Origin of the sequence: Pseudomonas sp. S3E17, assembly GCF_024168685.1 — a bacterium.
Lineage (GTDB): Bacteria > Pseudomonadota > Gammaproteobacteria > Pseudomonadales > Pseudomonadaceae > Aquipseudomonas > Aquipseudomonas marginalis.
This window is the reverse complement of sequence record NZ_JALJWE010000001.1, coordinates 3869742-3890169: the sequence shown is the minus strand read 5'-3', so window position 1 is coordinate 3890169 and position 20428 is coordinate 3869742. Positions and strand designations below refer to the sequence as shown.

The 20428-nt window shown below is 60.6% G+C and carries 22 protein-coding genes and 2 pseudogenes; 11 read left to right on the top strand and 13 right to left on the bottom strand.

The genetic code is table 11. The features are described from left to right. Window positions 1-14: 14 nt before the first annotated feature. Window positions 15-674, bottom strand: coding sequence for a YciC family protein (locus J3D60_RS17375; RefSeq protein ID WP_065925008.1), 660 nt, complete (start codon window positions 672-674; stop codon window positions 15-17). 180 nt (window positions 675-854) lie between these two features. On the opposite strand from J3D60_RS17375, the gene J3D60_RS17370 reads away from it, so the two are divergent. The 3 genes from J3D60_RS17370 (at window position 855) to J3D60_RS17360 (ending at window position 2850) form a co-directional block, all read left to right on the top strand. Then, window positions 855-1598 (top strand): DUF2076 domain-containing protein, encoded by a 744-nt coding sequence (locus tag J3D60_RS17370; RefSeq protein WP_253492159.1) that lies wholly within the window; start codon window positions 855-857, stop codon window positions 1596-1598. A 117-nt stretch (window positions 1599-1715) separates the two neighbouring features. Continuing rightward, a complete protein-coding gene (locus J3D60_RS17365) occupies window positions 1716-2192 on the top strand; it encodes an NYN domain-containing protein (protein ID WP_065938345.1) in 477 nt (158 codons plus the stop codon). A gap of 46 nt (window positions 2193-2238) precedes the next feature. After that, window positions 2239-2850, top strand: a complete 612-nt coding sequence (locus J3D60_RS17360) for a PolC-type DNA polymerase III (RefSeq protein WP_065924992.1) — start codon at window positions 2239-2241, stop codon at window positions 2848-2850. Between the two features lie 128 nt (window positions 2851-2978). Here J3D60_RS17360 and J3D60_RS17355 read toward each other — a convergent pair. The 3 genes and pseudogenes from J3D60_RS17355 to J3D60_RS17345 form a co-directional block, all read right to left on the bottom strand. Further along, window positions 2979-3274 (bottom strand): annotated as a pseudogene (locus J3D60_RS17355) (DUF3077 domain-containing protein). A gap of 427 nt (window positions 3275-3701) precedes the next feature. Continuing rightward, on the bottom strand, window positions 3702-4346 hold the full coding sequence (gene ptuB, locus J3D60_RS17350) for a retron Ec78 anti-phage system effector HNH endonuclease PtuB (protein WP_253492157.1): 645 nt from the start codon (window positions 4344-4346) through the stop codon (window positions 3702-3704). A gap of 1 nt (window position 4347) precedes the next feature. Beyond that, window positions 4348-5802, bottom strand: a complete 1455-nt coding sequence (locus tag J3D60_RS17345) for an AAA family ATPase (protein WP_253492155.1) — start codon at window positions 5800-5802, stop codon at window positions 4348-4350. A 476-nt stretch (window positions 5803-6278) separates the two neighbouring features. Here J3D60_RS17345 and J3D60_RS17340 point away from each other — a divergent pair, with 476 nt between their 5' ends. Together J3D60_RS17340 and J3D60_RS17335 are read left to right on the top strand one after the other, a co-directional pair. Further along, complete coding sequence (locus J3D60_RS17340) at window positions 6279-6845, top strand: hypothetical protein (RefSeq protein ID WP_065938341.1); 567 nt, start codon at window positions 6279-6281, stop codon at window positions 6843-6845. Next, window positions 6835-7098: an acyl carrier protein gene (locus J3D60_RS17335; RefSeq protein ID WP_065938340.1), complete on the top strand. Its 264-nt coding sequence runs from the start codon at window positions 6835-6837 to the stop codon at window positions 7096-7098. Before J3D60_RS17340 ends, J3D60_RS17335 begins: the two co-directional genes overlap by 11 nt. Before the next feature lie 120 nt (window positions 7099-7218). Here the strand turns inward: J3D60_RS17335 and J3D60_RS17330 are convergent, their stop codons facing one another. Together J3D60_RS17330 and J3D60_RS17325 are read right to left on the bottom strand one after the other, a co-directional pair. Further along, a complete protein-coding gene (locus J3D60_RS17330) occupies window positions 7219-7917 on the bottom strand; it encodes a cyclase family protein (protein ID WP_253492154.1) in 699 nt (232 codons plus the stop codon). After that, a complete protein-coding gene (locus J3D60_RS17325) occupies window positions 7907-8362 on the bottom strand; it encodes an Lrp/AsnC family transcriptional regulator (RefSeq protein WP_253492153.1) in 456 nt (151 codons plus the stop codon). The genes J3D60_RS17330 and J3D60_RS17325 overlap by 11 nt, the downstream gene beginning before the upstream one ends. Before the next feature lie 161 nt (window positions 8363-8523). Here J3D60_RS17325 and yedA point away from each other — a divergent pair, with 161 nt between their 5' ends. Both yedA and J3D60_RS17315 read left to right on the top strand, forming a co-directional pair. After that, window positions 8524-9420, top strand: coding sequence for a drug/metabolite exporter YedA (yedA, locus tag J3D60_RS17320; RefSeq protein ID WP_115487534.1), 897 nt, complete (start codon window positions 8524-8526; stop codon window positions 9418-9420). Between the two features lie 48 nt (window positions 9421-9468). Then, entirely contained in the window at window positions 9469-10806 is a 1338-nt protein-coding gene (locus tag J3D60_RS17315; RefSeq protein ID WP_065938337.1) for a DEAD/DEAH box helicase, read from the top strand. 53 nt (window positions 10807-10859) lie between these two features. Here J3D60_RS17315 and J3D60_RS17310 read toward each other — a convergent pair whose 3' ends face one another. After that, window positions 10860-12086: a TIGR03862 family flavoprotein gene (locus tag J3D60_RS17310; RefSeq protein WP_253492152.1), complete on the bottom strand. Its 1227-nt coding sequence runs from the start codon at window positions 12084-12086 to the stop codon at window positions 10860-10862. Between the two features lie 171 nt (window positions 12087-12257). Then, entirely contained in the window at window positions 12258-13178 is a 921-nt protein-coding gene (locus J3D60_RS17305) for a histone deacetylase (RefSeq protein WP_065938335.1), read from the bottom strand. Window positions 13179-13254: 76 nt separating this feature from the next. Between J3D60_RS17305 and J3D60_RS17300 the strand changes: the two genes are divergently transcribed. After that, window positions 13255-13824: a GNAT family N-acetyltransferase gene (locus J3D60_RS17300; RefSeq protein WP_065938334.1), complete on the top strand. Its 570-nt coding sequence runs from the start codon at window positions 13255-13257 to the stop codon at window positions 13822-13824. 3 nt (window positions 13825-13827) lie between these two features. Here the strand turns inward: J3D60_RS17300 and J3D60_RS17295 are convergent. Next, window positions 13828-13986, bottom strand: a pseudogene (locus J3D60_RS17295) (outer membrane lipoprotein carrier protein LolA); the annotation flags it as partial. Between J3D60_RS17295 and tesB the strand changes: the two are divergent. Then, entirely contained in the window at window positions 13985-14854 is an 870-nt protein-coding gene (gene tesB / locus J3D60_RS17290; protein WP_027605282.1) for an acyl-CoA thioesterase II, read from the top strand. The pseudogene J3D60_RS17295 and the gene tesB sit on opposite strands and share 2 nt — an antisense overlap. Continuing rightward, the gene (locus tag J3D60_RS17285; protein WP_253492151.1) at window positions 14851-15480 is read left to right on the top strand and encodes an HAD family hydrolase; all 630 of its coding nucleotides are present in this window, start codon (window positions 14851-14853) and stop codon (window positions 15478-15480) included. Before tesB ends, J3D60_RS17285 begins: the two co-directional genes overlap by 4 nt. Here J3D60_RS17285 and J3D60_RS17280 read toward each other — a convergent pair. The 3 genes from J3D60_RS17280 to J3D60_RS17270 form a co-directional block, all read right to left on the bottom strand. Continuing rightward, window positions 15470-16447: an alpha/beta hydrolase gene (locus J3D60_RS17280; protein ID WP_253492150.1), complete on the bottom strand. Its 978-nt coding sequence runs from the start codon at window positions 16445-16447 to the stop codon at window positions 15470-15472. The genes J3D60_RS17285 and J3D60_RS17280 overlap by 11 nt on opposite strands. Continuing rightward, window positions 16448-17335, bottom strand: a complete 888-nt coding sequence (locus tag J3D60_RS17275) for a neutral zinc metallopeptidase (RefSeq protein ID WP_253492149.1) — start codon at window positions 17333-17335, stop codon at window positions 16448-16450. 167 nt (window positions 17336-17502) lie between these two features. After that, a complete protein-coding gene (locus J3D60_RS17270) occupies window positions 17503-17916 on the bottom strand; it encodes a lipoprotein (RefSeq protein WP_065938330.1) in 414 nt (137 codons plus the stop codon). A gap of 199 nt (window positions 17917-18115) precedes the next feature. Here J3D60_RS17270 and J3D60_RS17265 point away from each other — a divergent pair, with 199 nt between their 5' ends. Continuing rightward, the gene (locus J3D60_RS17265; protein ID WP_027605286.1) at window positions 18116-18994 is read left to right on the top strand and encodes a DMT family transporter; all 879 of its coding nucleotides are present in this window, start codon (window positions 18116-18118) and stop codon (window positions 18992-18994) included. Here J3D60_RS17265 and J3D60_RS17260 read toward each other — a convergent pair whose 3' ends face one another. Next, window positions 18995-20329, bottom strand: a complete 1335-nt coding sequence (locus J3D60_RS17260) for an MFS transporter (protein ID WP_065938329.1) — start codon at window positions 20327-20329, stop codon at window positions 18995-18997. It abuts the gene before it with no gap. Between the last annotated feature and the right edge of the window lie 99 nt (window positions 20330-20428).

Below are 20428 nucleotides of genomic sequence, written 5' to 3'. Positions count from 1 at the left end.
TGGCGTGGAGCATATCACCGCGCGTCGGCATCGCCACCGATCAGCATGAATAAACGGAACAGCACCACGCTGGTGAACAGTTGCAGGAAGCTGTGGGCGCTGTCCATCAGCAGTCCCAGCAACGGCGCGGGGTTGGGATAGGCCGCGACGCTGGCGCCTTTGAGCAGCCACAGGGGCGTCATGACACACAGCAGGCACACCAGGATTCGCCAGAAATGCCCACGGGTCAGGCGCAAACTTTCCTTCATCGCCTCCAGCGCCGGCATGCCGCGCAATACCAGCAGGTACTCGGCGAACGCCAACACCACCATCAGCCACAGGCCCGGCAGGAAATACAGCGACAGGCCCAGCAGAATCAGGAGGGTACTCATGGCGGTCAGCAGGGCGAAGCGCGGCCACAGGGTCAGGGCCATGGCCCAGATGTCCTTGGTGCGCGGCGACTCGCCACGGGTGCGCGCGTCGAGAAACAGGATCAAGGCACCGGTGTACAGCGGGTACACCAGCAAACCCACCACCACGCTGTAGCCGGGGAACGCATCCGCGCCGAGCGTGTGGTCGAGCAGCTGTTGCAACAGGGCTTCGAGGATCACCAATGGCAGGCACAGTTGGACGATTGCGCCCAGGTTGCCTCGGGTAAAACGGAAGGAGTCGCGCAATACGTCTAACGGATTCATCGGGTTCATCGCAGGCCTGAAAGCAAGGGCAACACTTTAACCGATCATGGCCAGCGGTAAGCAAATGTAAACCTTGAGTAAAGACCATTGAAACAACTCGTAACACCCCCATAACGGTTAAGCACCTGGCCTGATCACAGGCAAGGCCACGATTTCTACCGGCAATCTAACGAGGTCGCCATGAACAGCGAAGAGCAAACCCTGATCGATGGACTGTTTTCACGGTTGCAGCAAGCCGAAACGGACTCAGCCCCGCGCGATGCGCAAGCAGAAGCGCGGATCAAGGAGCATATGACTCGCCAACCGGCCGCCGGGTACTACATGACCCAGTCGATCCTGGTGCAGGAACACGCGCTCAAGAGTCTCGACGCGCAGAACAAGCAACAGGCGCAGCAGATCCAGCAATTGCAGGATGAGTTGCAGCGGGCCAAGTCTGCGCAACCGGCCCCGGCGAGCGGCGGTGGTTTCCTGTCGAGCATCTTTGGCGGCGGTTCCCGTGACCCGCAACCGGCCCAGAGCGCTCCGGCATCGTCGGGCGGTGGCTGGCGTGAACCGGCGCGGCCGTCCTTTGGCCAGCCAGCGCCGCAACAGAACTATCAACAGCCGCAGCAACCGGCCGCCGCCCCCATTGGCAGCGGGTTCTTGGGTGGAGCGATGAAAACCGCCGCCGGCGTGGCCGGCGGTGTGTTGCTGGCCGAAGGCATCAGCAGCCTGTTCAACCACAACTCGCAACAGCCGCAGGTGGTGGAAGAGATCATCCGTGAAGAGCCGGCGCCCGCCAGTGACAACGGCAACTGGGGCAACGACGACCAGAAGTTCGCCGGCAATGACAGCTGGGGCAGCGACAATGCCTCGGACAGCTTTGCCGACAGCGACTATTCCGACGATTCCTCTTCCTTCGGCGACGACGATTCCTTCGTCTGACCCTCCCGGCCCGGGGCGCTGAGCCGCCCCGGTCTGATTTTTCCCGGCAACCTTCTCGCGGCTGGCATACTGGCACCCTTTCCGGGCCCTGGCGCCTGGCTGTCATGGGGAAGTGCGGTGAAGAAAATTGCAGTGTTCGCCGATGTACAAAACCTCTACTACACCGTCCGCCAGGCCTATGGCTGCCATTTCAACTACGCCGCCCTGTGGGCTGATATCAGCTCGCGTGGGCAGATCGTCGAGGCCTATGCGTATGCCATCGACCGCGGTGACAGCAAGCAGCAGCAGTTCCAGCAGATCCTGCGCAACCTGGGGTTCACGGTAAAGCTCAAGCCATATATCCAGCGCAGCGACGGCTCGGCCAAGGGTGACTGGGACGTGGGCATCACCATCGACATCATGGACGCCGCCGACCACGTCGACGAAATTGTGCTGGCCTCGGGTGACGGCGATTTCGACATGCTGCTCGACCGCATCATCCACAAGCACGGCGTCGACGCCGTGGCCTACGGTGTACCGGGGCTGACGGCCAACTCATTGATACGTGCCGCCAGCCGCTACGTGCCGATCGAAGGCGCGTTGCTGCTCAAATAAGCACGGCGGCTTAATAAATAAAGGGTTAGACGGAGTTGGAACAGGTTTGGAACGTATAGCGGTCATCGACTTTGAAACCACCGGCATCACCCCGAGCAGCCACTGCCGGGCCACGGAAATCGCGGTGGTTATCCTCGAACGCGGCCAGATCGTGGACCGCTACCAGAGCCTGATGAACGCCGGTGTGCGCGTGCCCGGTTTTATCGAGCAACTCACCGGCATCAGCAACGCCATGCTGCGCAGCGCCCCGCCGGCCGAGCGGGTGATGAACGAAGTCAACGAATTCGTCGGCACCACGCCGCTGATGGCGCACAACGCCGCGTTCGACCAGAAGTTCTGGGATTTCGAACTGGGCTTGATCCGCCGCACCCGCCTGCAAAAATTCGCCTGCTCCCTGCTGCTGGCCCGCCGCCTGATGCCGGCTGCGCCCAACCACAAGCTCGGCACCCTCAACGCCTACGCGAAACTGCCCCACACCGGCCAGGCCCACCGCGCGCTGGCGGATGCGGAAATGGCCGCCAACCTCACGGCGCACCTGGCCCAGGAACTGCGGCGTACCCATGGCTTGCGCGAACTGTCCCACGACCTGCTGTGCACCCTGCAGAAAGTGCCGGCGGCGAAGATCAATGAGCATCTGAAGAAACATCGCGGGTTCTGATAGAACAACGCCGTTCAAAAAAATGTGGGAGGGGGCTTGCTCCCGATAGCAGTGTGTCAGCCAGTACATCTGGTGACTGACACTCAGCTATCGGGGGCAAGCCCCCTCCCACATTGGTTATCTGTCGTTCATCGAGGCTGCACACACTCCAAAGCCCGATCCACCCCCCCCTTCGCCATCTCCACCAAATGCATCGCCGCCCGCTGCTGCACATCCATCCCTCACCCGACGCGTGCGCAGTGCCCACCGCGCAATGCAGCAAATCCGCCGCATGGGCGAGGGCGTCTTCGAGGCTCAGGTTGTCATTCAGGATGAAGGTGGGTGCATCCGGGGCGCAGGCTTTGAGGTAGTAGTCGATGGCTCGGCGATTGAGCAGGGCGTCTTCGCTGAGGAAACTGGGTGGATCGGGGGTGACTTTGACCATGTTGTAAATCCTTCCGCTAGGTTTGAAGCTGCAACCGTTCGCTTGCACACGAATTAGGGTGGCAGCAGTACGCGGGTGTGCAAGACCGGGGCGGAAAACCCAGCAGGCCGAATGGCCTCCCGCGCACAACTGCCATAGCATGCCAATGCCTGAAAAGCTGGCATAGGACGGTAAGGCTTTTGCGCATTTTCCACTGATCGGACTTGCACGTCCGGTCATCGAACATTCGATGACTGGGCGAGACTAGCTACCTGATCCGACGGAAACAAGGCCGTGGGATTCTCTCGGAAACGTCCCGCAAATGAAAGGGACCGGTCTTGCTGGCCACTTAAAAGTCAGACCTTTGAGAGGGGTTTTACAAATTCTCGGAGTAGTCAGTAGGTTGAGTCTTATCGCTCCGTCAGACCCTTCGGCACAGTCTTTTCCATTATTCACTCTGTCGAGTAAGAACATGTCTGATCGCCGTCGCGTACGGTAAGTGTGCAGCGTTACTCACCTCCTGCTGTAACTCCTGTATCCATTCCTCGTCTTCGGGAAATGCTTCGGCGATTTCAACAAAATAATCCATGGTCTGGAGGTAGCCGCTAAGTTCCGCGCGCCGAATTTCATTCAGCGCGCCGTCCAGACCGAGAATACGGATTGTCTCGCGTGCACGAAGATGATCGCGTGCGCTCAAGCCTGCCCGTGGTTCCACCGTTCCACCGGGTGTGAATACTAGAAAAGCATCGGGGTCTTCTATATCCGGTTTAATCAGAACGTCCGGTGGGTAGATTCCACATCGGTCTTTGGCCTTCCCGCAGGTGCCGGCGCGCTCGCATGAGCCGAACAGATTGTTCCAGTCATAAGTACCTTGCGGATACCGATCCCGTTGGCGGAAGTGCTCAATATGACGGTTTCCTGGGCTGATCGGTCCTTCACAGTAGGCGCACCGTGGACCTTGCATGAGCTCTAAAGATGCCCAAATACCGTCGCGTTCCTCTTGCGTTGGGCATGTGCGAGTCCATCTGTCTCGGCCGTGTCGGTAACGCTTCAGCCCCGAGGGAGGTTCATCCTGCCGACGTAGACGACGCATCTCAATACTCCCGGTTGCCGAGGTCGCGCGGAAGACGCTGCTTAATGACCTGCAATCGAATTTGCCGCTCACATTCGCGAATAACTGGATGGTCAGCGCCGAAATGAGACTCCAGCTTTGTTCTCAACGCGAGTCCGGCAGTCTGCTCGTGGAGATTTTGCTGAATCAGTGCCTGATAGTCAGAAACCCATGATGCCTCAGGCACATCAGGAACGGGGTCCACACCCATGATACGAGCGAGCAGGTCGGAACTGGCAACCCCTCGGGTCTGCCACTGTGGCTCGCTGACGCTGGTAATTCGACTAGAGGTCTCAGGATCGATTTCGGTACGCAAGATTCGGACGCTGTCCGAGGATACGGTGCTCAACACCTGAGGACTGTGGGTAGTAACGATAAGCTGCATGGCCGGAAATGCTTCGGTCAGGTTGAGCAGCACCACTTGCTGCCATTCCGGATGCAGATGCATGTCGACTTCGTCTATCAGCAACACGCCGGGAGTCTCTTGAGCTGCCTGTGCACCAAGGTGCCCGTTGAGCTTGGTCGCACGGAACGCGATATCGGCAACCATGCCAATCATGTTGCGAATGCCGTCGCTAAGCCACTCGACCGGCAACTCTCCAAATTGCTCATGGCGAGCGACCAATGCGTCACGAGTGAACGAATATTGAATGCCGCTCCAACCTGCTGGTTGGATACACGCATTCACCGCGCGACTAACTGACTGGATGTAGTCGTCGAATTCAGTTTTGGCAATGCTGGCCCCAGCTTCAAGAGCTTTGAGTTGGGCCTCCTTGGCATTCAGGCTCCAGTAGCGAAACCACTGCACAAACGATTTATAGCTAGAGGCCGGATCCAGGCAATCGGTATAGCCCACGGTTCTGGAGGTGCGTTGAATATTCTTTGCGTCTGTCAGTTTCTTCTGCTGCCACAGTCGCCCCGTACCGTAGTACGCGATGAGTGGCAGAACAACTTCGGTGCCCGGAGTGCGCGCCGCTTCCTGCATGCGCTTGCCGTAGCTCACCAGCTCCTTGGCATCCTTGATCGAGGTCTTGGTCTTGGTCGTGCTTGATAAATGACGGCGCCAAATGGTCGATAGATCATCGGACAACTGATCCATCAAGCTTCCAGGAATGACCCCTGTCGCCTCGATCCGAGCCCCTTGGGGCGCGTATTCCATTTCGTTGGTTGTGGTTCGCCTGGCACGAAACTGGCGGATATCGCTGGGTTCAAGGTGTTTGCCTACCGCCTCATCGAACGCTCCCACGTAGGGGCCGAAGGCGACAGCGATGGCGTCCAGGATGGACGTCTTACCCGTACCGTTGGCCGCAACCAGCACGGTCAACTGCGGATGGAAGTCTATATCCATTGTTTCGAAGCAGCGGAAATCACGTAGCCGCAACCGCGAAAGCCGAAGCGAATTTATTCCGGCACTCGCCATATTTTTCTGCGTGCCCATGAGATCTCCAGACCGGCGCCTAAAGCCCTAGTCTACCTGTTGACCAACCCCCCAGCGTAGTTACTGGAGGAAATCCTGAATAGACTTTTTGATTCGGTAAAGTGCCAGTCTTCCCCTGAACATTCCAAATCCCAAGGGAGAGAACAAGCGGGTCCCTCGGCAATGCGGCAACTGGCATCATCGGGGGCAAGCCCCCTCAGGTCACCGAACATTCGATGGCGGAGCGAGACTGGCTACCTGAGCCGACGGAAACAAGGCCGTTGGATTCTCTAGGAAACGTCCTGCAACTGAAAAGGATCGGTTTTGCTGGCCATGAAACAACAGCTCTTTTTGGGGAGCTTTTAGCTGCTTTCTGAATAGCCAGTAGGCTTAGCCCTACTGGCTCGTCGGACCTTTCTGGATTTTCCCTTCTGCCGCCTATCGCCTTGCGCGGCCACCTAACATCCCGCCTGTCATTTACGTAAAAGGATTACGTCATGCAGGAAATCGATCTTCACACAGCAATCATGCACAGCCAGTTTGAGCTCCAACGCAATGGAATTGATTTCGGCTCAACTTCAAGCATGGCGTTTCATTTAGGAAACACGATGACAAGTTGCCCGGCAGTCATGGTTTTACCTAATTCGCCAGGCTGGACCCATGGCGCCAGTTACCAGTTACTCAAGCCCGTTCATGCTGACTCCTCGGTGCCGAACACCACGTTTGACGAACTCTGGAAATGTACACAGCAACACTATGGCTTGACGGCCGCAACGGTTCTCACTGGCGCCGCGGGCATACCTATAAGCAAAATTGCCGTGGGCACTTGGGTTCATGTTGGCTCCAGCAAAACGACGAACCTGGCGAGTCTCATTGGAATGCGCTTTTTCCCTCGTACATTGATCAGGCAACCCACGGTGGCCAGAATGGCGAAAGCAACGTTTGGCACCGTCCGGGTATTTGGCATTATTGGACGAGGCATTCCTTTCGTTGCTGCGGGGTTGGCTGTCTTTGATCTAATCAGTATTGGTAAGTGTGCCTATGAGGCAAGAAATGGAAGGTAGCCCGACTAGAGCCGAGATCAGCGAAAAGGTGATTCAGCTATTCGTCGATATCATCGGTTTCATCGACCGAAGTCAGGTCACGGAGCAAACGGACTTCATCCATGACTTCAAGATTATTGATGATGATTTGACCTGCTTTGTCATGCAGATCAAGTGGCAATTCAACTTGCAAGCGACCCAGGAAGATTGGGATCACATCACCACCATTGAGCAAGTGGTCGATTTGATTGTTCAACGCTCACAGCTGTGTTGAAGCAACCGACGTCGTCGCGGGGAAGCCCGCTCGCCACAGGTGACGAGTTGCCCGGACTGTATGCGGTCTAGTGTGGGAGCTGGCTTGCCTGCGATGGCGTCGGTAGGGCCTACCTGCAAGTCAGGGAATAAACGCCATCACCGAGGCTGGTGATCCCGAACCGCCTTCCAGTCCCAGTACACCTATCACTAACGTGGCGCCCTTGGCCGGAAGCCGGTCGAGGTGGGTCAGGCATTCCAGCACAATCCCGTTTCCCGCCAACACGGCATGGTTTGTCGCGAAGGCGGTGCTTTGCCCTGGATCGACCCCGTGGGTATCAATGCCAACCCCGGCAATCTGGCGCTGTTCGAGTAAAAACCGAATCGCCGCTTCACCAATCCCAGGGAAGTGTGAGCCTTGCGCGTCCTGCCCAAAAAACGCTATCGGGTCGTTCCAGAGGTGTTGCCAGCCGGTGTACATCAGCACCACCGAGCCAGGTTCGATAAGCCCGTGCTGACGTTCCCACGCTTCAATATCCAGTGGGCTGATTTCGTAATCTGGATTGCTCTGGGTTTTACCGTGCACATCGATCACTACAGCGGGTCGCACCAAGTCTTCGGGTTGATAACCATCAATCCCCATCCCGTCGGCATAAAAACTGTTCGGCGCATTCATGTGCGTGGCGCTGTGTTCGCCCATGCTGAAACGCCTTAGGAAATAGCCGTCCTTATCCCGTGACGCGACGTCTTCAAACGTCACCGGCGGGTCCCCCGGCCACAGCGGAATACGCGGGGTGATCGGGTGGCTGAGGCTGAAGACCTTGCTGTGCTTATCCACCATTTTTGCCCTCCAACTGCCCCAACGGCACCCGACGCTCGATCGCGCTCGACAAAATAATCGAGGTCTTGCTGAACCCGAACTTCGCCAGCCGATTGATCAAGTTCTCCAACTCCGGCATCGAGCCCACCGCCGCTTGCATGATCACGCACGGATCGCCCGTCACCCGGTGGCATTCGGTCAGTTCCGGGATTTCGGCCAGTGCGTCATACACCTTCTGGCTGCCGTGGTTGGTCAGCCGCAGTTCAATCACGCACTGAATCGGCAAGCCCACCTTCGAAAAATCCACCTTGGCCTGGTACCCGGTGATCACCCCGCTGGCTTCCAGCTTGGCCACCCGTTCGGCCACGGCAGGGGCGGAGAGGTTTACCGTGCGGGCCAGTTGCGCGTAGGAGGCGCGGCCGTCTTCGAGCAGGGCGCTGAGGAGCATGCGGTCGTATTTGTCCATCGGAAGGCTCCAGTTGCGCGTGGCTTTCGAAAGCATGGTTTATAGCCCTCATAACCATGTTTTGAAAAGTGTATGGGCGGTTTAAACAGGTTTTGTAACTTATGTTTAACGACCTGCCTTTTTAGAATAAGCCTCTCTTATCTCTGCCTTCGAGCCGCCCAATGCCTGGCACACGTCGCTTTCCCTTACCGTTGATCGCCGCCTTTTTTGCACTGTATGTGATCTGGGGTTCCACCTACCTGGTGATTCGCATCGGCGTGGACTACTGGCCGCCGTTGCTGCTGGCGGGGATTCGATTCTGCACAGCGGGTGCGCTGATGTATGGCTACCTCAGATGGCGCGGGGTGCCAGCGCCGACGTGGCCACAATGGAAGGCCGCCGGGATGATCGGCATTTTGCTGCTCACCTTCGGTAATGGCGGCGTCACGTTGGCCGAACATGCGGGCGTGTCGTCTGGCGTGGCTGCCCTGGCGGTGGCGACCGTGCCGCTGTTCACCTTGCTGTGCGGGTTTTTCTGGGGCGCGCGCAATACGCGGCTGGAATGGGCCGGGGTGATCCTGGGGATTGTGGGCATCGCCATGCTCAACATGGGCAGCACCCTGCAATCGAGCCCGGTGGGCGCCGCCTTGTTGTTGTTCGCGGCGGCATCGTGGGCATTCGGGTCCGTGTGGAGTCGGCAGTTGCCGCTGCCCCAGGGCGCGATGGCCAGCGCTGCGGAAATGCTGGTGGCGGGCGTGACATTGTTGATCGGCAGCGCGCTTTCCGGTGAGCACCTGCAGGCCATGCCGCCGCTGGAGGGTTGGCTGGCGCTGGCCTACCTGACGGTGTTCGGCTCGATCATCGCCTTCAACGCCTATATGTACCTGCTCAAGCACGTACGCCCGGCAGCCGCGACCAGCTATGCCTACGTCAACCCCGCCGTCGCAGTGTTGCTGGGGATTGTGTTCATCGGCGAGACCATCGGTGTGGAAGAGGCCCTGGCCATGCTGGTGATTATCAGCGCCGTGCTGTTGATCAGCCTGCCCCAGTGGCGAAAGCCCAAGCCGGAAATAAGGTAAACTGCCGCGCATTACGCCCTTGCGCTGAATTTTTCCTACGGTAACTACATGACTTTCGCCACACTTGGCCTGATCGAACCCTTGCTGCGCGCCCTTGAGACGCTCGGCTACCAGACCCCGACGCCGGTGCAGGCGCAAGCCATTCCGGCGGTGCTCGCCGGTCGCGACCTGATGGCCGCGGCCCAGACCGGCACCGGCAAGACCGCCGGTTTCGCCGTGCCGCTGCTGCAACTGCTGACCCTGGAAGGGCCGAAAGTCGCCGCCAACTCGGCGCGCGCGCTGATCCTGTGCCCGACCCGCGAGCTGGCCGAGCAGGTTCACGCCAGCGTTGCCGAATACGCCCAGCACCTGCCGCTCACCACCTACGCGGTGTACGGCGGCGTGAGCATCAACCCGCAGATGATGAAGTTGCGCAAGGGCGTCGACATCCTGGTCGCCACGCCGGGCCGCCTGATCGACCTGTTCCGCCAGAACGCGCTGAAACTCAACCAGCTGCAAACCCTGGTGCTGGACGAAGCCGACCGCATGCTCGACCTGGGCTTCTCCGAAGAACTGGCGAACATCTACCGCATGCTGCCGAAAAAGCGCCAGACGTTACTGTTCTCCGCGACCTTCTCCGATGACATTCGCCTGCTGGCCGGGCAGATGCTCAACGACCCGCTGAGCATCGAAGTCAGCCCGCGTAACGTCGCCGCCAACACCGTCAAGCAATGGATAGTGCCGGTGGACAAGAAGCGCAAGGCGGAGCTGTTTGTGCACCTGATGCGCAAAGGCCGCTGGAAGCAGGTGCTGGTGTTTGCCAAGACCCGTAACGGCGTGGATGCGCTGGTGGATAAGTTGCAGGGCCTGGGCATCAACGCCGATGGCATCCATGGCGACAAGCCACAAGCCACACGCCAGCGTGCGCTGGACCGTTTCAAATCGAGCGAAGTGCAGATCCTGGTCGCCACCGACGTAGCGGCCCGTGGCCTGGATATCGAAGACCTGCCGCTGGTGGTCAACTTCGACCTGCCGATCGTGGCCGAAGACTACATCCACCGCATCGGCCGTACCGGTCGCGCGGGCAACACCGGTGAGGCGATTTCCCTGGTGTGCGCCGATGAAGTCAACATGCTGTCGGCCATCGAGATGCTGACCCGCCAGACCTTGACCCGCAAGATGGAACAGGACTTCGAGCCGGAACACCGCGTGCCGGATACCGATGCCAGCGGTCAGGTGGTGAAGAAGCCGAAAAAACCGAAGAAGCCCAAGGCATCCGGTGGCGGCGGTGGCAAGCGCAACCTCGGCAAGTGGGTGGACAGTGGTGACGTGGCGCCGGTGGAGCCTTCGATCAAGCCGGTGCGCAAGGTGCCGGTGTTTAATACCGGGCCGCGTAAGAAGAAGTAAGTTTTGAGGTGCTGCCAAGGGCCTCATCGGGGGCTTTGAATTCACCGCAGATCTCAGCGGTTGAGCCACTCCAACATCCCCCGCCCAGCCGCTCTGCCACTGGCAAAACACCCCGTCAGCAAATACCCCCCGGTGGGCGCTTCCCAGTCGAGCATCTCCCCCGCACAAAACACCCCCGGCAATTGCTTGAGCATCAGCCGCTCATCCAACGCCTCAAACGGCACGCCGCCTGCGGTGCTGATGGCTTCATCCATCGGTCGTGTCTTCACCACTGTCAGCGGCAACGCCTTGATAGCCACCGCCAATTGCGCCGGGTCATTGAAGTGTTCGGCGGGTGCCAACTCGCGCAACAGCGCCGCCTTGACCCCATCCAAACCCAATTGGCTGTGCAAATGCTTGCTCATCGAGCGCGAACCTCGCGGCTTGGTCAAGGCGGCCTGGACCTTGTCCAATGGCTTGCTCGGCAGCAAATCGATATGCACCGTCGCCGAGCCATTACGGTTGATCGCCTCACGAATCGGCGCCGACAGCGCGTAGATCAAACTGCCCTCGATACCGGTGGCGGTGATCACGCATTCGCCGAGTCGCGGCTTGTCATCCCCCAGCCCAATGGCGACGTTTTTCAGCGGTGCGCCGGCGAATTTGCTGACCATCAAGTCGCTCCAGGCCGACACTTCGAAACCACAGTTGCTCGGTTGCAAGCGGACATAGGGCACGCCTTTGTCTTCCAGCAGCTTAAGCCAGGCGCCGTCGGAACCCAGGCGCGACCAACTGCCGCCGCCCAAGGCCAAGAGCACGGCATCGCTGTGGACAACTTTTTCGCCTTCCGGGCTGTGGATAAGTAAATTACCCTCGGCATTCCAGCCCACCCAACGGTGCCGGGTGTGGATAACCACACCCTGATCGCGCAGGCGCTTGAGCCAGGCACGTAATAGCGGGGCGGCTTTCATATCCGTGGGAAACACGCGGCCGGAAGTGCCGATAAAGGTCTGGATACCCAGGCCATGAATCCACTCGCACAACGCTTCGGCACCAAACCCCCGCAGCAGCGGGGCCATATTCGCTGCACGCTCGGCGTAGCGCGACAGGAACGCGGGGTACGCTTCGGAGTGGGTGATGTTCATGCCGCCCACGCCGGCCAGCAGGAATTTGCGCCCCACCGACGGCATGCCGTCGTACAGGTCAACCTGCACCCCGGCCAGGCTCAAGACTTCGGCGGCCATCAGCCCGGCAGGGCCGCCGCCGATGATGGTGACGTGTCGAGAGGAAATATCGGACATGGGCAGGGCTACGATCGCGGAAATAAGCCGAGCATTCTACCCGAGGCGCGCGGCGCTGCCTGATCAAAAAATGTACAGCTTCCGACAGGCCAGACGGATACGGGCTCTTAGACGCTTACGCTCAAGTTATCCACAGGCCGTTCCACAGACATTGTGGGTAACGCCCACACTTCAATGACACCCTGATGACGTCCACACCCGTTGCGCGCTGTGGTGCAGGATGCCGTGGCGGCGGGCCAGGGCGGGGCGATCCTTGCTGTAGCCGCCACCGATCACGCCCATCACCGGGATGTCGCGGCCCAGGCAATGGCGCATCACGCTTTCATCGCGGGCGGCCACGCCTGCGTCTGTCAGCTTGAGGTAACCGAGGGCGTCATCCTTGTGCACATCGACGCCGGCGTCGTACAGCACCAGGTCCGGCTGGTAGAGCGGCAGCAGGTAGTTGAGGGCGTCGTCCACCACCGTGAGGTAGTCGGCATCGCCCATGCCCATGGGCAGCGGGATGTCCCAATCGCTCTGGGCTTTGCGCGCAGGGAAGTTCTTTTCGCAGTGCAGGGACACAGTGATCGCCTCCGGCGTGTCGTGGAGGATGCGCGCGGTGCCGTCGCCCTGGTGCACGTCGCAGTCGAAGATCAGCACGCGGTTGACCCGGCCGCTGGCCAGCAGGTAATGGCTGATCACCGCCAAGTCATTGAAGATGCAAAAGCCCGCCGGGTAGTCGTAGTGGGCGTGGTGGGTACCGCCCGCCAGGTGGCAGGCCAGGCCATGCTCAAGCGCCTGCTCCGCCGCCAGGATCGAGCCGCCGACCGCGCGCACGGTGCGCCGGGCCAGGGCTTCGCTCCAGGGCAGGCCAAGACGCCGTTGGTCCTCGCGGGACAACTCGCCGCTCATGTAGCGTTCGATATACCCAGGTTCATGGGCGAGGGCCAGAATCTCCGGTGGGCACAGCGACGGGCGCAGCAATTGGCTGTCTTCGGTCAGGCCGCTGGCCACCAGGTGGTCACGCAGCAGGCGGAACTTGTCCATGGGGAACCGGTGGTCTGCCGGGAACTCAGGGCTGTAGTCATCGTGGTAGATCAATGGCAAAGGCATGGGATTTTCTGACGGGGATCTGCGAAGGATCTTAACAGCGCTGTACACTCACGCACATGGCAAGGGGAGGGGACCCATGGAGGAGATATTGCAATTGGAAAGCGCGCGCCTGGTCATGCGCCAATGGCGCGATGCCGACCTGACGGAATTTGCGCGCATGTGTGCCGACCCGCAGGTGATGCGCTATTTCCCGGCCAGATTGAGCCACCTGGAAAGCGCCGCCCTGATCGGCCGGATTCGCGGCCACTTCGCCGAATACGGTTTTGGCCAGTGGGCCCTGCAACGCAAGGACACAGGTGAGTTCATCGGCCTGACCGGGTTGCAGAACGTCAGCTTCGAAGCGGGCTTTACCCCGGCGGTGGAAATCTGCTGGCGCCTGGCCCGTGAGCATTGGGGCCTGGGTTATGCCAGCGAGGCGGCCTGGACCGCGCTGCGCTGTGGTTTCGACCGTTTGCAGTTGGACGAAATTGTCGCTTTCACCACTCAAGCCAATCTGCCATCACAAAAAGTCATGCAGGCCATCGGTATGCATTACGATCCCCAGGCAGATTTTGAACACCCCAAGGTCGCAGCCGATGACCCGCTGCGCCCCCACGTTTTGTACCGCATCACCCGCGCCCAATGGTTGGACACGCTGCACGGATAAGCAGCCCGGAATGCCCAATAGACCCCCTGTAGGAGCGAGCTTGCTCGCGAAGAACGCAAGAGCGCTGCTGTAAACCAGAAGCGCTGCGTTATCGTTAACGATCTTCGCGAGCAAGCTCGCTCCTACAGGTAGATACCGTTTTGCTCTGAGGAGAGTTTGAATGAGCCAAGTATTGGAAGATCTGGTGGACTTGCTGACCCTGGAGCCGATCGAGGAAAACCTCTTTCGCGGCCGCAGCCAGGACCTGGGTTTTCGCCAACTGTTCGGTGGCCAGGTGCTCGGCCAGTCGCTGTCGGCCGCCAGCCAGACCGTCGAAGAAGCGCGCCACGTGCATTCCCTGCATGGCTATTTCCTGCGCCCCGGCGATGCGAAGTTGCCGGTGGTGTACTCGGTGGACCGTGTACGCGATGGCGGCAGTTTCAGCACCCGCCGCGTGACGGCGATCCAGAAGGGCCACCCGATCTTCACCTGCAGCGCTTCGTTCCAGTACGACGAGGCCGGCTTCGAGCACCAGACCACCATGCCCGTGGTGGTCGGCCCGGAAAACCTGCCGTCGGAGCTGGAGCTGACCCAGCAGCGCGCGCACCTGATCCCCGAGCATATGCGCGACAAGCTGCTGTGCCCCAAGCCCATCGAAGTGCGCCCGGTCACCGAAAAAGACCCGTTCAACCCGCAGCCGTCCGACCCGGTCAAATACGTGTGGTTTCGCGCCGATGGTGCCCTGGCGGATACGCCGGCGCTGCACAAATACCTGCTGGCCTACGCCTCGGACTTCGGCCTGCTGACCACCTCGTTGCTGCCCCACGGCAAGACTGTGTGGCAGAAAGACATGCAGGTCGCCAGCCTCGACCACGCGTTGTGGTTCCACGCCGACCTGCGTGCCGATGACTGGTTGCTGTATGCCATGGACAGCCCATGGGCCGGCAATTCCCGTGGGTTCTCCCGCGGCAGCGTGTACAACCGCGCCGGGCAACTGGTGGCGTCGGTGACCCAGGAAGGCTTGATTCGCCATCGCAAGGATTGGGCATGAGCCTGACGGACATTAAGCACTGGGTGTTCGACATGGACGGCACCCTGACGGTGGCGGTGCATGACTTTGCGGCGATTCGCGTGGCCCTGGATATTCCCTCCGAGGACGACATCCTCACTCACCTTGCCGCATTACCGGCGGACGTCGCAGCGGCCAAGCACGCCTGGTTGCTGGAACATGAACGCGAGCTGGCGCTGGGGTCGGTGGCGGCGGACGGTGCGGTGGAACTGGTGCGCGAGCTGGCCGGGCGCGGTTATCGCCTGGGCATTTTGACCCGCAATGCGCGGGAGTTGGCGCATATCACCCTGGACGCGATTGGCCTGGCGGACTGCTTTGCCGTGGACGATGTGCTGGGGCGCGACGATGCGCCGCCCAAGCCCGATCCGGGTGGGTTGTTGAAATTGGCGGCGGCGTGGGATGTATCGCCGAGCGAGATGGTGATGGTCGGCGATTACCGTTTTGACCTGGACTGCGGCCGGGCGGCAGGGGCGCGGACGGTGTTGGTCAACCTGCCGGAGAACCCGTGGCCGGAGCTGGCGGATTGGCATGCTGCAGACTGCGCTGCATTGCGCCGGATGATCCAGCTCCCACATTTTGAGACTGTTTCGTCAGGTATTACTGAGTGAACAGTACCTTCTGGCCCTCGGGCGACGTAAACATCCCATCCCCGTCATGCCCCACCCCCGGCACTTCCACCAGCGTCTGGCGCAATTGCGGATGGCGCTGCTTGAGGTAGTCAAAGTAGTTGTGCCCACGAATCAGCCGATACGCGCCCTGGGTCTCGGCTTCGCAGCTTTTATCCAGCGCCGGGTGGTTCGGGTCGGTGTCCTGCTGGCCCAGCAGGTAAGTGATGGTGCGTGATACGTAGGCTTGTTCCAGCTGCTCGGCGCTTTGGCCGTTGGCGTAGGCCGGCAGGTGCTGCATGCCGTACTTCCAGGTGTTGAAGCCCGGGCAACTGGCGGTATCGAACTTCACCGGCCGCTGTGGGCTGAAGTAGGCATAGGACGAGGGGTTGGCCACCACATAACGCAGGCGGATGCCCTCGGTTTGCAGGGTCGGGTGCGCGTGGCCGGTGAGGGCGAAGCGCTGCACCACCTGGCCGCCGCCGGAGTGGCCGGCGACCACGATTTCCTTCAGCGCCGGGAACAGCGTGCGGTTGCCCAGGTGCTTGATGATCTGGTCGAGGGCGCCGAAAGAGCTGATCTGGCCTGGGCCGGTGGAGGCATCGCCGGCCATCCAGTCATTACCCCTCCAGCGCAGCAACTGATTGTCCAGGTGGTTGCGCTTCACGTCGGCCCCATTGAGAAACTGCGGCGCGATTACCAAGGTGGTGGGGCCAACGCCTGCGTGTTCGGCGGCATCCATTCCGCTTTGCAGGTAGGTCTGCGCATTGCGCAGGCGCCCGTGCACGATGATCAACGCGCGGGTGACGTCGGGCAGTGGCTGGCGCCAGTCCTGGCTCAGGCCGAGGCTGAGATCGCCGGCTTCCAGATGAAAACGCTCGGGGCTGACCACCTTGACGCCATGCTCGGCGGCCCAGGCGGATGACGAGATGAGCAACAGGCCCAACAGCAGTCCCAATCGTTGATTCATTTATAGGCTCTTGGCAGCGAACGTGTCGCATTGAGTGATCTGGCCCTGGGCGAAGCCGATCTTGAACCAGCGCACCCGCTGTGCCGAGGTGCCGTGGGTAAACGAGTCCGGCACCACGCGCCCCTGGCCCTGCTGCTGCAAACGGTCATCGCCGATGGCGTTGGCGGCGTTCAGTGCTTCTTCAATATCGCCAGGCTCCAGCCAGTTCAGGCGCTTTTGCGCACGGTTGGCCCACACACCGGCGAAGCAGTCGGCTTGCAGCTCCTGGCGCACCAGCAGGCCACCGTCGCCTTGCATCGGCCGACCTTGCTGGCGTGCGGCCTGGATCTTCGACGAAATGCCCAGCAATGTTTGTACGTGGTGCCCGACTTCGTGGGCGATCACATAGGCCTGGGCGAAATCGCCGGCCGCCTGGAAGCGTTGGGACATTTCCCGGAAGAAATCCAGGTCCAGATAGACCTGCTGATCAGCCGGGCAATAGAACGGACCGCTGGCCGAGGTGGCGCCACCGCAGGCGGAATTGACCCGGCCACGGAACAGAATCAGCTTCGGGTTCTTGTAGGCCAGGCCGTTTTCCTGGAACACCTGGCCCCAGGTGTCTTCGGTATCGCCCAGCACCGCGCGTACGAAGTCGGCCTGCTCATCGTTGGCCGGCGGTGCCTGGCGTGACTGCGTGCTCACCGAGGGCGCCTGTTCCATCTGGCCGGTCAACTGGCCGAGGATCTGCATCGGGTCCTGGCCGGTCAGCCAGCCGATGCCGACGATCAGCACAATCGCGGTCAGGCTCAGGCCCTTGCCGCCGCCAAAGCGCATCCCGCCACCGCCGCCGCCACTGTCATCGCGGGCATCCACCACGTTGTCGCTGCGTCGACCTTTTTTCCATAGCATGGGGCAATCCTCTTGATCAGCCTTCTGTAGGAGCGAGGGGGACGCCTAGTCCTTGCTCGCGAAAAACGCACAACCACTGCGTTTAACCCGATTGCCCGCTTTATCGTTAACGATTTTCGCGAGCAAGCTCGCTCCTACACTAATTTAGTGTCTGAGTATGGTCGGTATTAACGGCAATAGCCTTCGCCGGTGGCGACGATCAGGCAGTCTTTTTTATCCGCCAGCCATTTCAGCCCGGTCGCTTCTCCGTCGCCGGCGCGCAGCAATTGCGGGCCGTCCGGACGGGTGAAGGCGATGCCGTCTTCGGCCGCTTCACCCTTGAAGGTGCCCGAGTCGTCGGCGTCGAGGCCGTATTGCATGGTCAGGAGGTAATGGCCACGGCCGATGCTGTCGTCCTTGGCGATGGTCAGGTGCAGGCCTTCGACACCGATCCATTTGCCGACCCATTTATCCGTGGGCGGGGTTTCGGGCACCAGGGTGGCCTGCACGGAAGGCGGCGCAGGTTTGGGCGCTGGCTTGGACGCCTGGTCGCAGGCGGTCAGCAGGGCAAGGGCAGAAAGAACAAAGAGGAATTTTTTCATAGCGACGAGGCCTTGGTTAAAAAGTATGCAATGCGCAGGCTAAGGTGCTGCGTTGGACTCGAATCCAGTGATTTAGTGCGCTGTTCGCCCGCTGTTTGGTTATGCTCTTGGGGCAGGCGCCAGCCCGGCTGCTAGATTACCGGGTTGAGCGCTGCTTCGTTCAGTGCTCAGCGTTCCGCTCGCCACGCAAGAGAATTTCATGACTGTCAGCACCCCCCTATCCGGCGTCAACCATCCCTTCAAAGGCATTTTGCTGATCGTGTTGGCGACATTCCTGTTCTCCAGCCACGATGCCTTGTCCAAGTACCTGGCCGGGTTTTACCCGATCGTGATGGTGGTGTGGGCGCGCTACGTGGTGCACACCTTGCTGATGGCCGGGATTTTCCTGCCGCAATCGGGTTTGCGGGTGCTGCGCAGTAAACGACCGGGGATGCAGGTGGTGCGGGCCTTGTGCCTGTTGGGCACCAGCCTGTTTTTCACCACAGCGCTGCATTACATCCCATTGGCGGAAGCCACGGCGGTGAACTTTCTCGCGCCAATCCTGGTGACGGCACTGTCGGTGCCGCTGCTCGGCGAGCACGTGACACGCGGCCAATGGCTGGCGGTGATCTGCGGGTTTGTCGGCGTGCTGGTGATCATTCACCCAGGCGGTGAGTTGTTTACGCCGGCGGTGTTGCTGCCGCTGTGTTCGGCGCTGTTCTTCTGCTTCTACCAACTGCTCACGCGCATCCTCAGCCAATACGACACGCCCACCACCAGCAACTTCTTCGCCGGGCTGTGCAATACCTTGGTGATGAGTGCGATGGTACCGTTCTTCTGGCAGGTGCCCACGCTGTGGCACGGGGTGTTGATGCTGGCGCTGGGCACCTGTGGGATGACTGCCCACTTGATGCTGACCCAGGCGTTCCGCTTCGCGGCACCGGCCTTGCTGGCGCCGTTCGGCTATTGCCAGATCGTCTTCGCGGGGTTGTTGGGCTGGCTGGTGTTCAACCATACCCCCGATGTGACCACGGTGGTCGGCATCGGGGTGATCTGCATGAGCGGTCTGGCCGCTGCCTGGCAGCAGCGGCGCAGGTGATCAGGCGTCTACGGTCGGAATCTTGCGCGGTGCCATGAAGTACATCCAAGTCAGCGCAATGAAGTACATCGCCGGGATCAGGGTGAACAACACGGTGTAGTTGTTGTTGGTGACGGTGAGGATGTGGCCGACGATCTGGGTCATGAACATGCCGCCGATGGCCGCGCACATGCCGCCGAAACCGAACACCGTGCTCATCATGTGCTTGGGCGTGTAGTCCATCACCAGGCTCCAGATGTTGGCGGTCCACGCCTGGTGCGCACCGATGGCCAGGGAAATGGCAAACACCGCGACCCACAACTGGCTGGAACCGGCCGCCATGATCACGCCGACGATGCAGCAGGCAAACAGCAGCATCGACAGCAACCGCGCCTTGATCGAGTTCATCCCACGGCCGATCAGGAACGACGACAGAATCCCCCCGCCCACACTGCCGAAGTCGGCGGTCAGATAGATGATGATCAGCGGGATACCCATCTGGGTCACGTTGATGCCCAGGTTGTACTGCTGGTTCAGGAACGGCGGCAGCCAATACAGGTAGAACCAGAACACCGGTGCGGTGAGTGCATAGGCGATGGCGAAGGCCCAGGTGCCGCGCATGCGCAGAATGCGGCTGAAGGGGACGCCGGGTTGTTCCGGTTCGACTTGCTGTTGCACGTAGTCCAGTTCGGATTGTTTAACGCTCGGATGGTCTTCCGGGTTGTAGTACTTCAAGCCCCAGAACACCAGCCAGATCGCGCCCAGCGACGCCATGCACAGGAACGCCGCCTGCCAGCCCCACACATGCAGGATCAGCGGCAGCAGCATCGGCGTCATCATCGCGCCGACGTTGGTACCGGCGTTGAAGATACCGGTGGCCACCGCGCGCTCACCGGCGGGGAACCACAGGCGCGTGGTCTTCACGCAGGCCGGGTAGTTGGCGGCTTCGGTCAGCCCGAGGATAAAGCGGCAGACCATAAAGCCGACGGCCGAAGTGGCCAGGCCATGGGCACCGGTGGCCAGGCTCCACAGCAGTACGGCGCAGAAGAACACGCGCTTGACGCCCACGCGGTCGATCAGCCGGCCTTGCAGCACAAAGCCGATGGCGTAGCCGACCTGGAACCAAAAATTGATGTTGGCGTAGTCCATCGCCGTCCAGCTCATTTCCTTGGCCAGGATCGGTTGCATCACGCCCAGGGCGGCGCGGTCGATGTAGTTGAGGGTGGTGGCAAAGAACACCAGGGCCAGCATGCCCCAGCGGGTTTTACCCACGGCGAGGGCGCCGCGGATCTTGTCGCCGATGCCGGCGTGCGGGGTGCCCGGGCGCGCGGCCAGGGCGGAGTTTTGCGAAGGCATGTGGTTGTACCCGTTTTTTGAAATTTTTATGAGGTGTTGTGGGTCTTCTTTTGGGTGTCGCTGCGTGATTGATGGTGCGCAGTGGCTAAAAAATCGTCA

Excerpts from the sequence above, each read along its gene's own strand:
- J3D60_RS17375 (WP_065925008.1), bottom strand. The coding sequence starts at position 674 with ATGAATCCGTTAGACGTATTGCGCGACTCCTTCCGTTTTACCCGAGGC.
- J3D60_RS17370 (WP_253492159.1), top strand. The coding sequence starts at position 855 with ATGAACAGCGAAGAGCAAACCCTGATCGATGGACTGTTTTCACGGTTG.
- ptuB (WP_253492157.1), bottom strand. The coding sequence starts at position 4,346 with ATGCGTCGTCTACGTCGGCAGGATGAACCTCCCTCGGGGCTGAAGCGT.
- J3D60_RS17345 (WP_253492155.1), bottom strand. The coding sequence starts at position 5,802 with ATGGGCACGCAGAAAAATATGGCGAGTGCCGGAATAAATTCGCTTCGG.
- J3D60_RS17340 (WP_065938341.1), top strand. The coding sequence starts at position 6,279 with ATGCAGGAAATCGATCTTCACACAGCAATCATGCACAGCCAGTTTGAG.
- J3D60_RS17335 (WP_065938340.1), top strand. The coding sequence starts at position 6,835 with ATGGAAGGTAGCCCGACTAGAGCCGAGATCAGCGAAAAGGTGATTCAG.
- J3D60_RS17330 (WP_253492154.1), bottom strand. The coding sequence starts at position 7,917 with ATGGTGGATAAGCACAGCAAGGTCTTCAGCCTCAGCCACCCGATCACC.
- J3D60_RS17325 (WP_253492153.1), bottom strand. The coding sequence starts at position 8,362 with ATGGACAAATACGACCGCATGCTCCTCAGCGCCCTGCTCGAAGACGGC.
- yedA (WP_115487534.1), top strand. The coding sequence starts at position 8,524 with ATGCCTGGCACACGTCGCTTTCCCTTACCGTTGATCGCCGCCTTTTTT.
- J3D60_RS17315 (WP_065938337.1), top strand. The coding sequence starts at position 9,469 with ATGACTTTCGCCACACTTGGCCTGATCGAACCCTTGCTGCGCGCCCTT.
- J3D60_RS17310 (WP_253492152.1), bottom strand. The coding sequence starts at position 12,086 with ATGTCCGATATTTCCTCTCGACACGTCACCATCATCGGCGGCGGCCCT.
- J3D60_RS17305 (WP_065938335.1), bottom strand. The coding sequence starts at position 13,178 with ATGCCTTTGCCATTGATCTACCACGATGACTACAGCCCTGAGTTCCCG.
- J3D60_RS17300 (WP_065938334.1), top strand. The coding sequence starts at position 13,255 with ATGGAGGAGATATTGCAATTGGAAAGCGCGCGCCTGGTCATGCGCCAA.
- tesB (WP_027605282.1), top strand. The coding sequence starts at position 13,985 with ATGAGCCAAGTATTGGAAGATCTGGTGGACTTGCTGACCCTGGAGCCG.
- J3D60_RS17285 (WP_253492151.1), top strand. The coding sequence starts at position 14,851 with ATGAGCCTGACGGACATTAAGCACTGGGTGTTCGACATGGACGGCACC.
- J3D60_RS17280 (WP_253492150.1), bottom strand. The coding sequence starts at position 16,447 with ATGAATCAACGATTGGGACTGCTGTTGGGCCTGTTGCTCATCTCGTCA.
- J3D60_RS17275 (WP_253492149.1), bottom strand. The coding sequence starts at position 17,335 with ATGCTATGGAAAAAAGGTCGACGCAGCGACAACGTGGTGGATGCCCGC.
- J3D60_RS17270 (WP_065938330.1), bottom strand. The coding sequence starts at position 17,916 with ATGAAAAAATTCCTCTTTGTTCTTTCTGCCCTTGCCCTGCTGACCGCC.
- J3D60_RS17265 (WP_027605286.1), top strand. The coding sequence starts at position 18,116 with ATGACTGTCAGCACCCCCCTATCCGGCGTCAACCATCCCTTCAAAGGC.
- J3D60_RS17260 (WP_065938329.1), bottom strand. The coding sequence starts at position 20,329 with ATGCCTTCGCAAAACTCCGCCCTGGCCGCGCGCCCGGGCACCCCGCAC.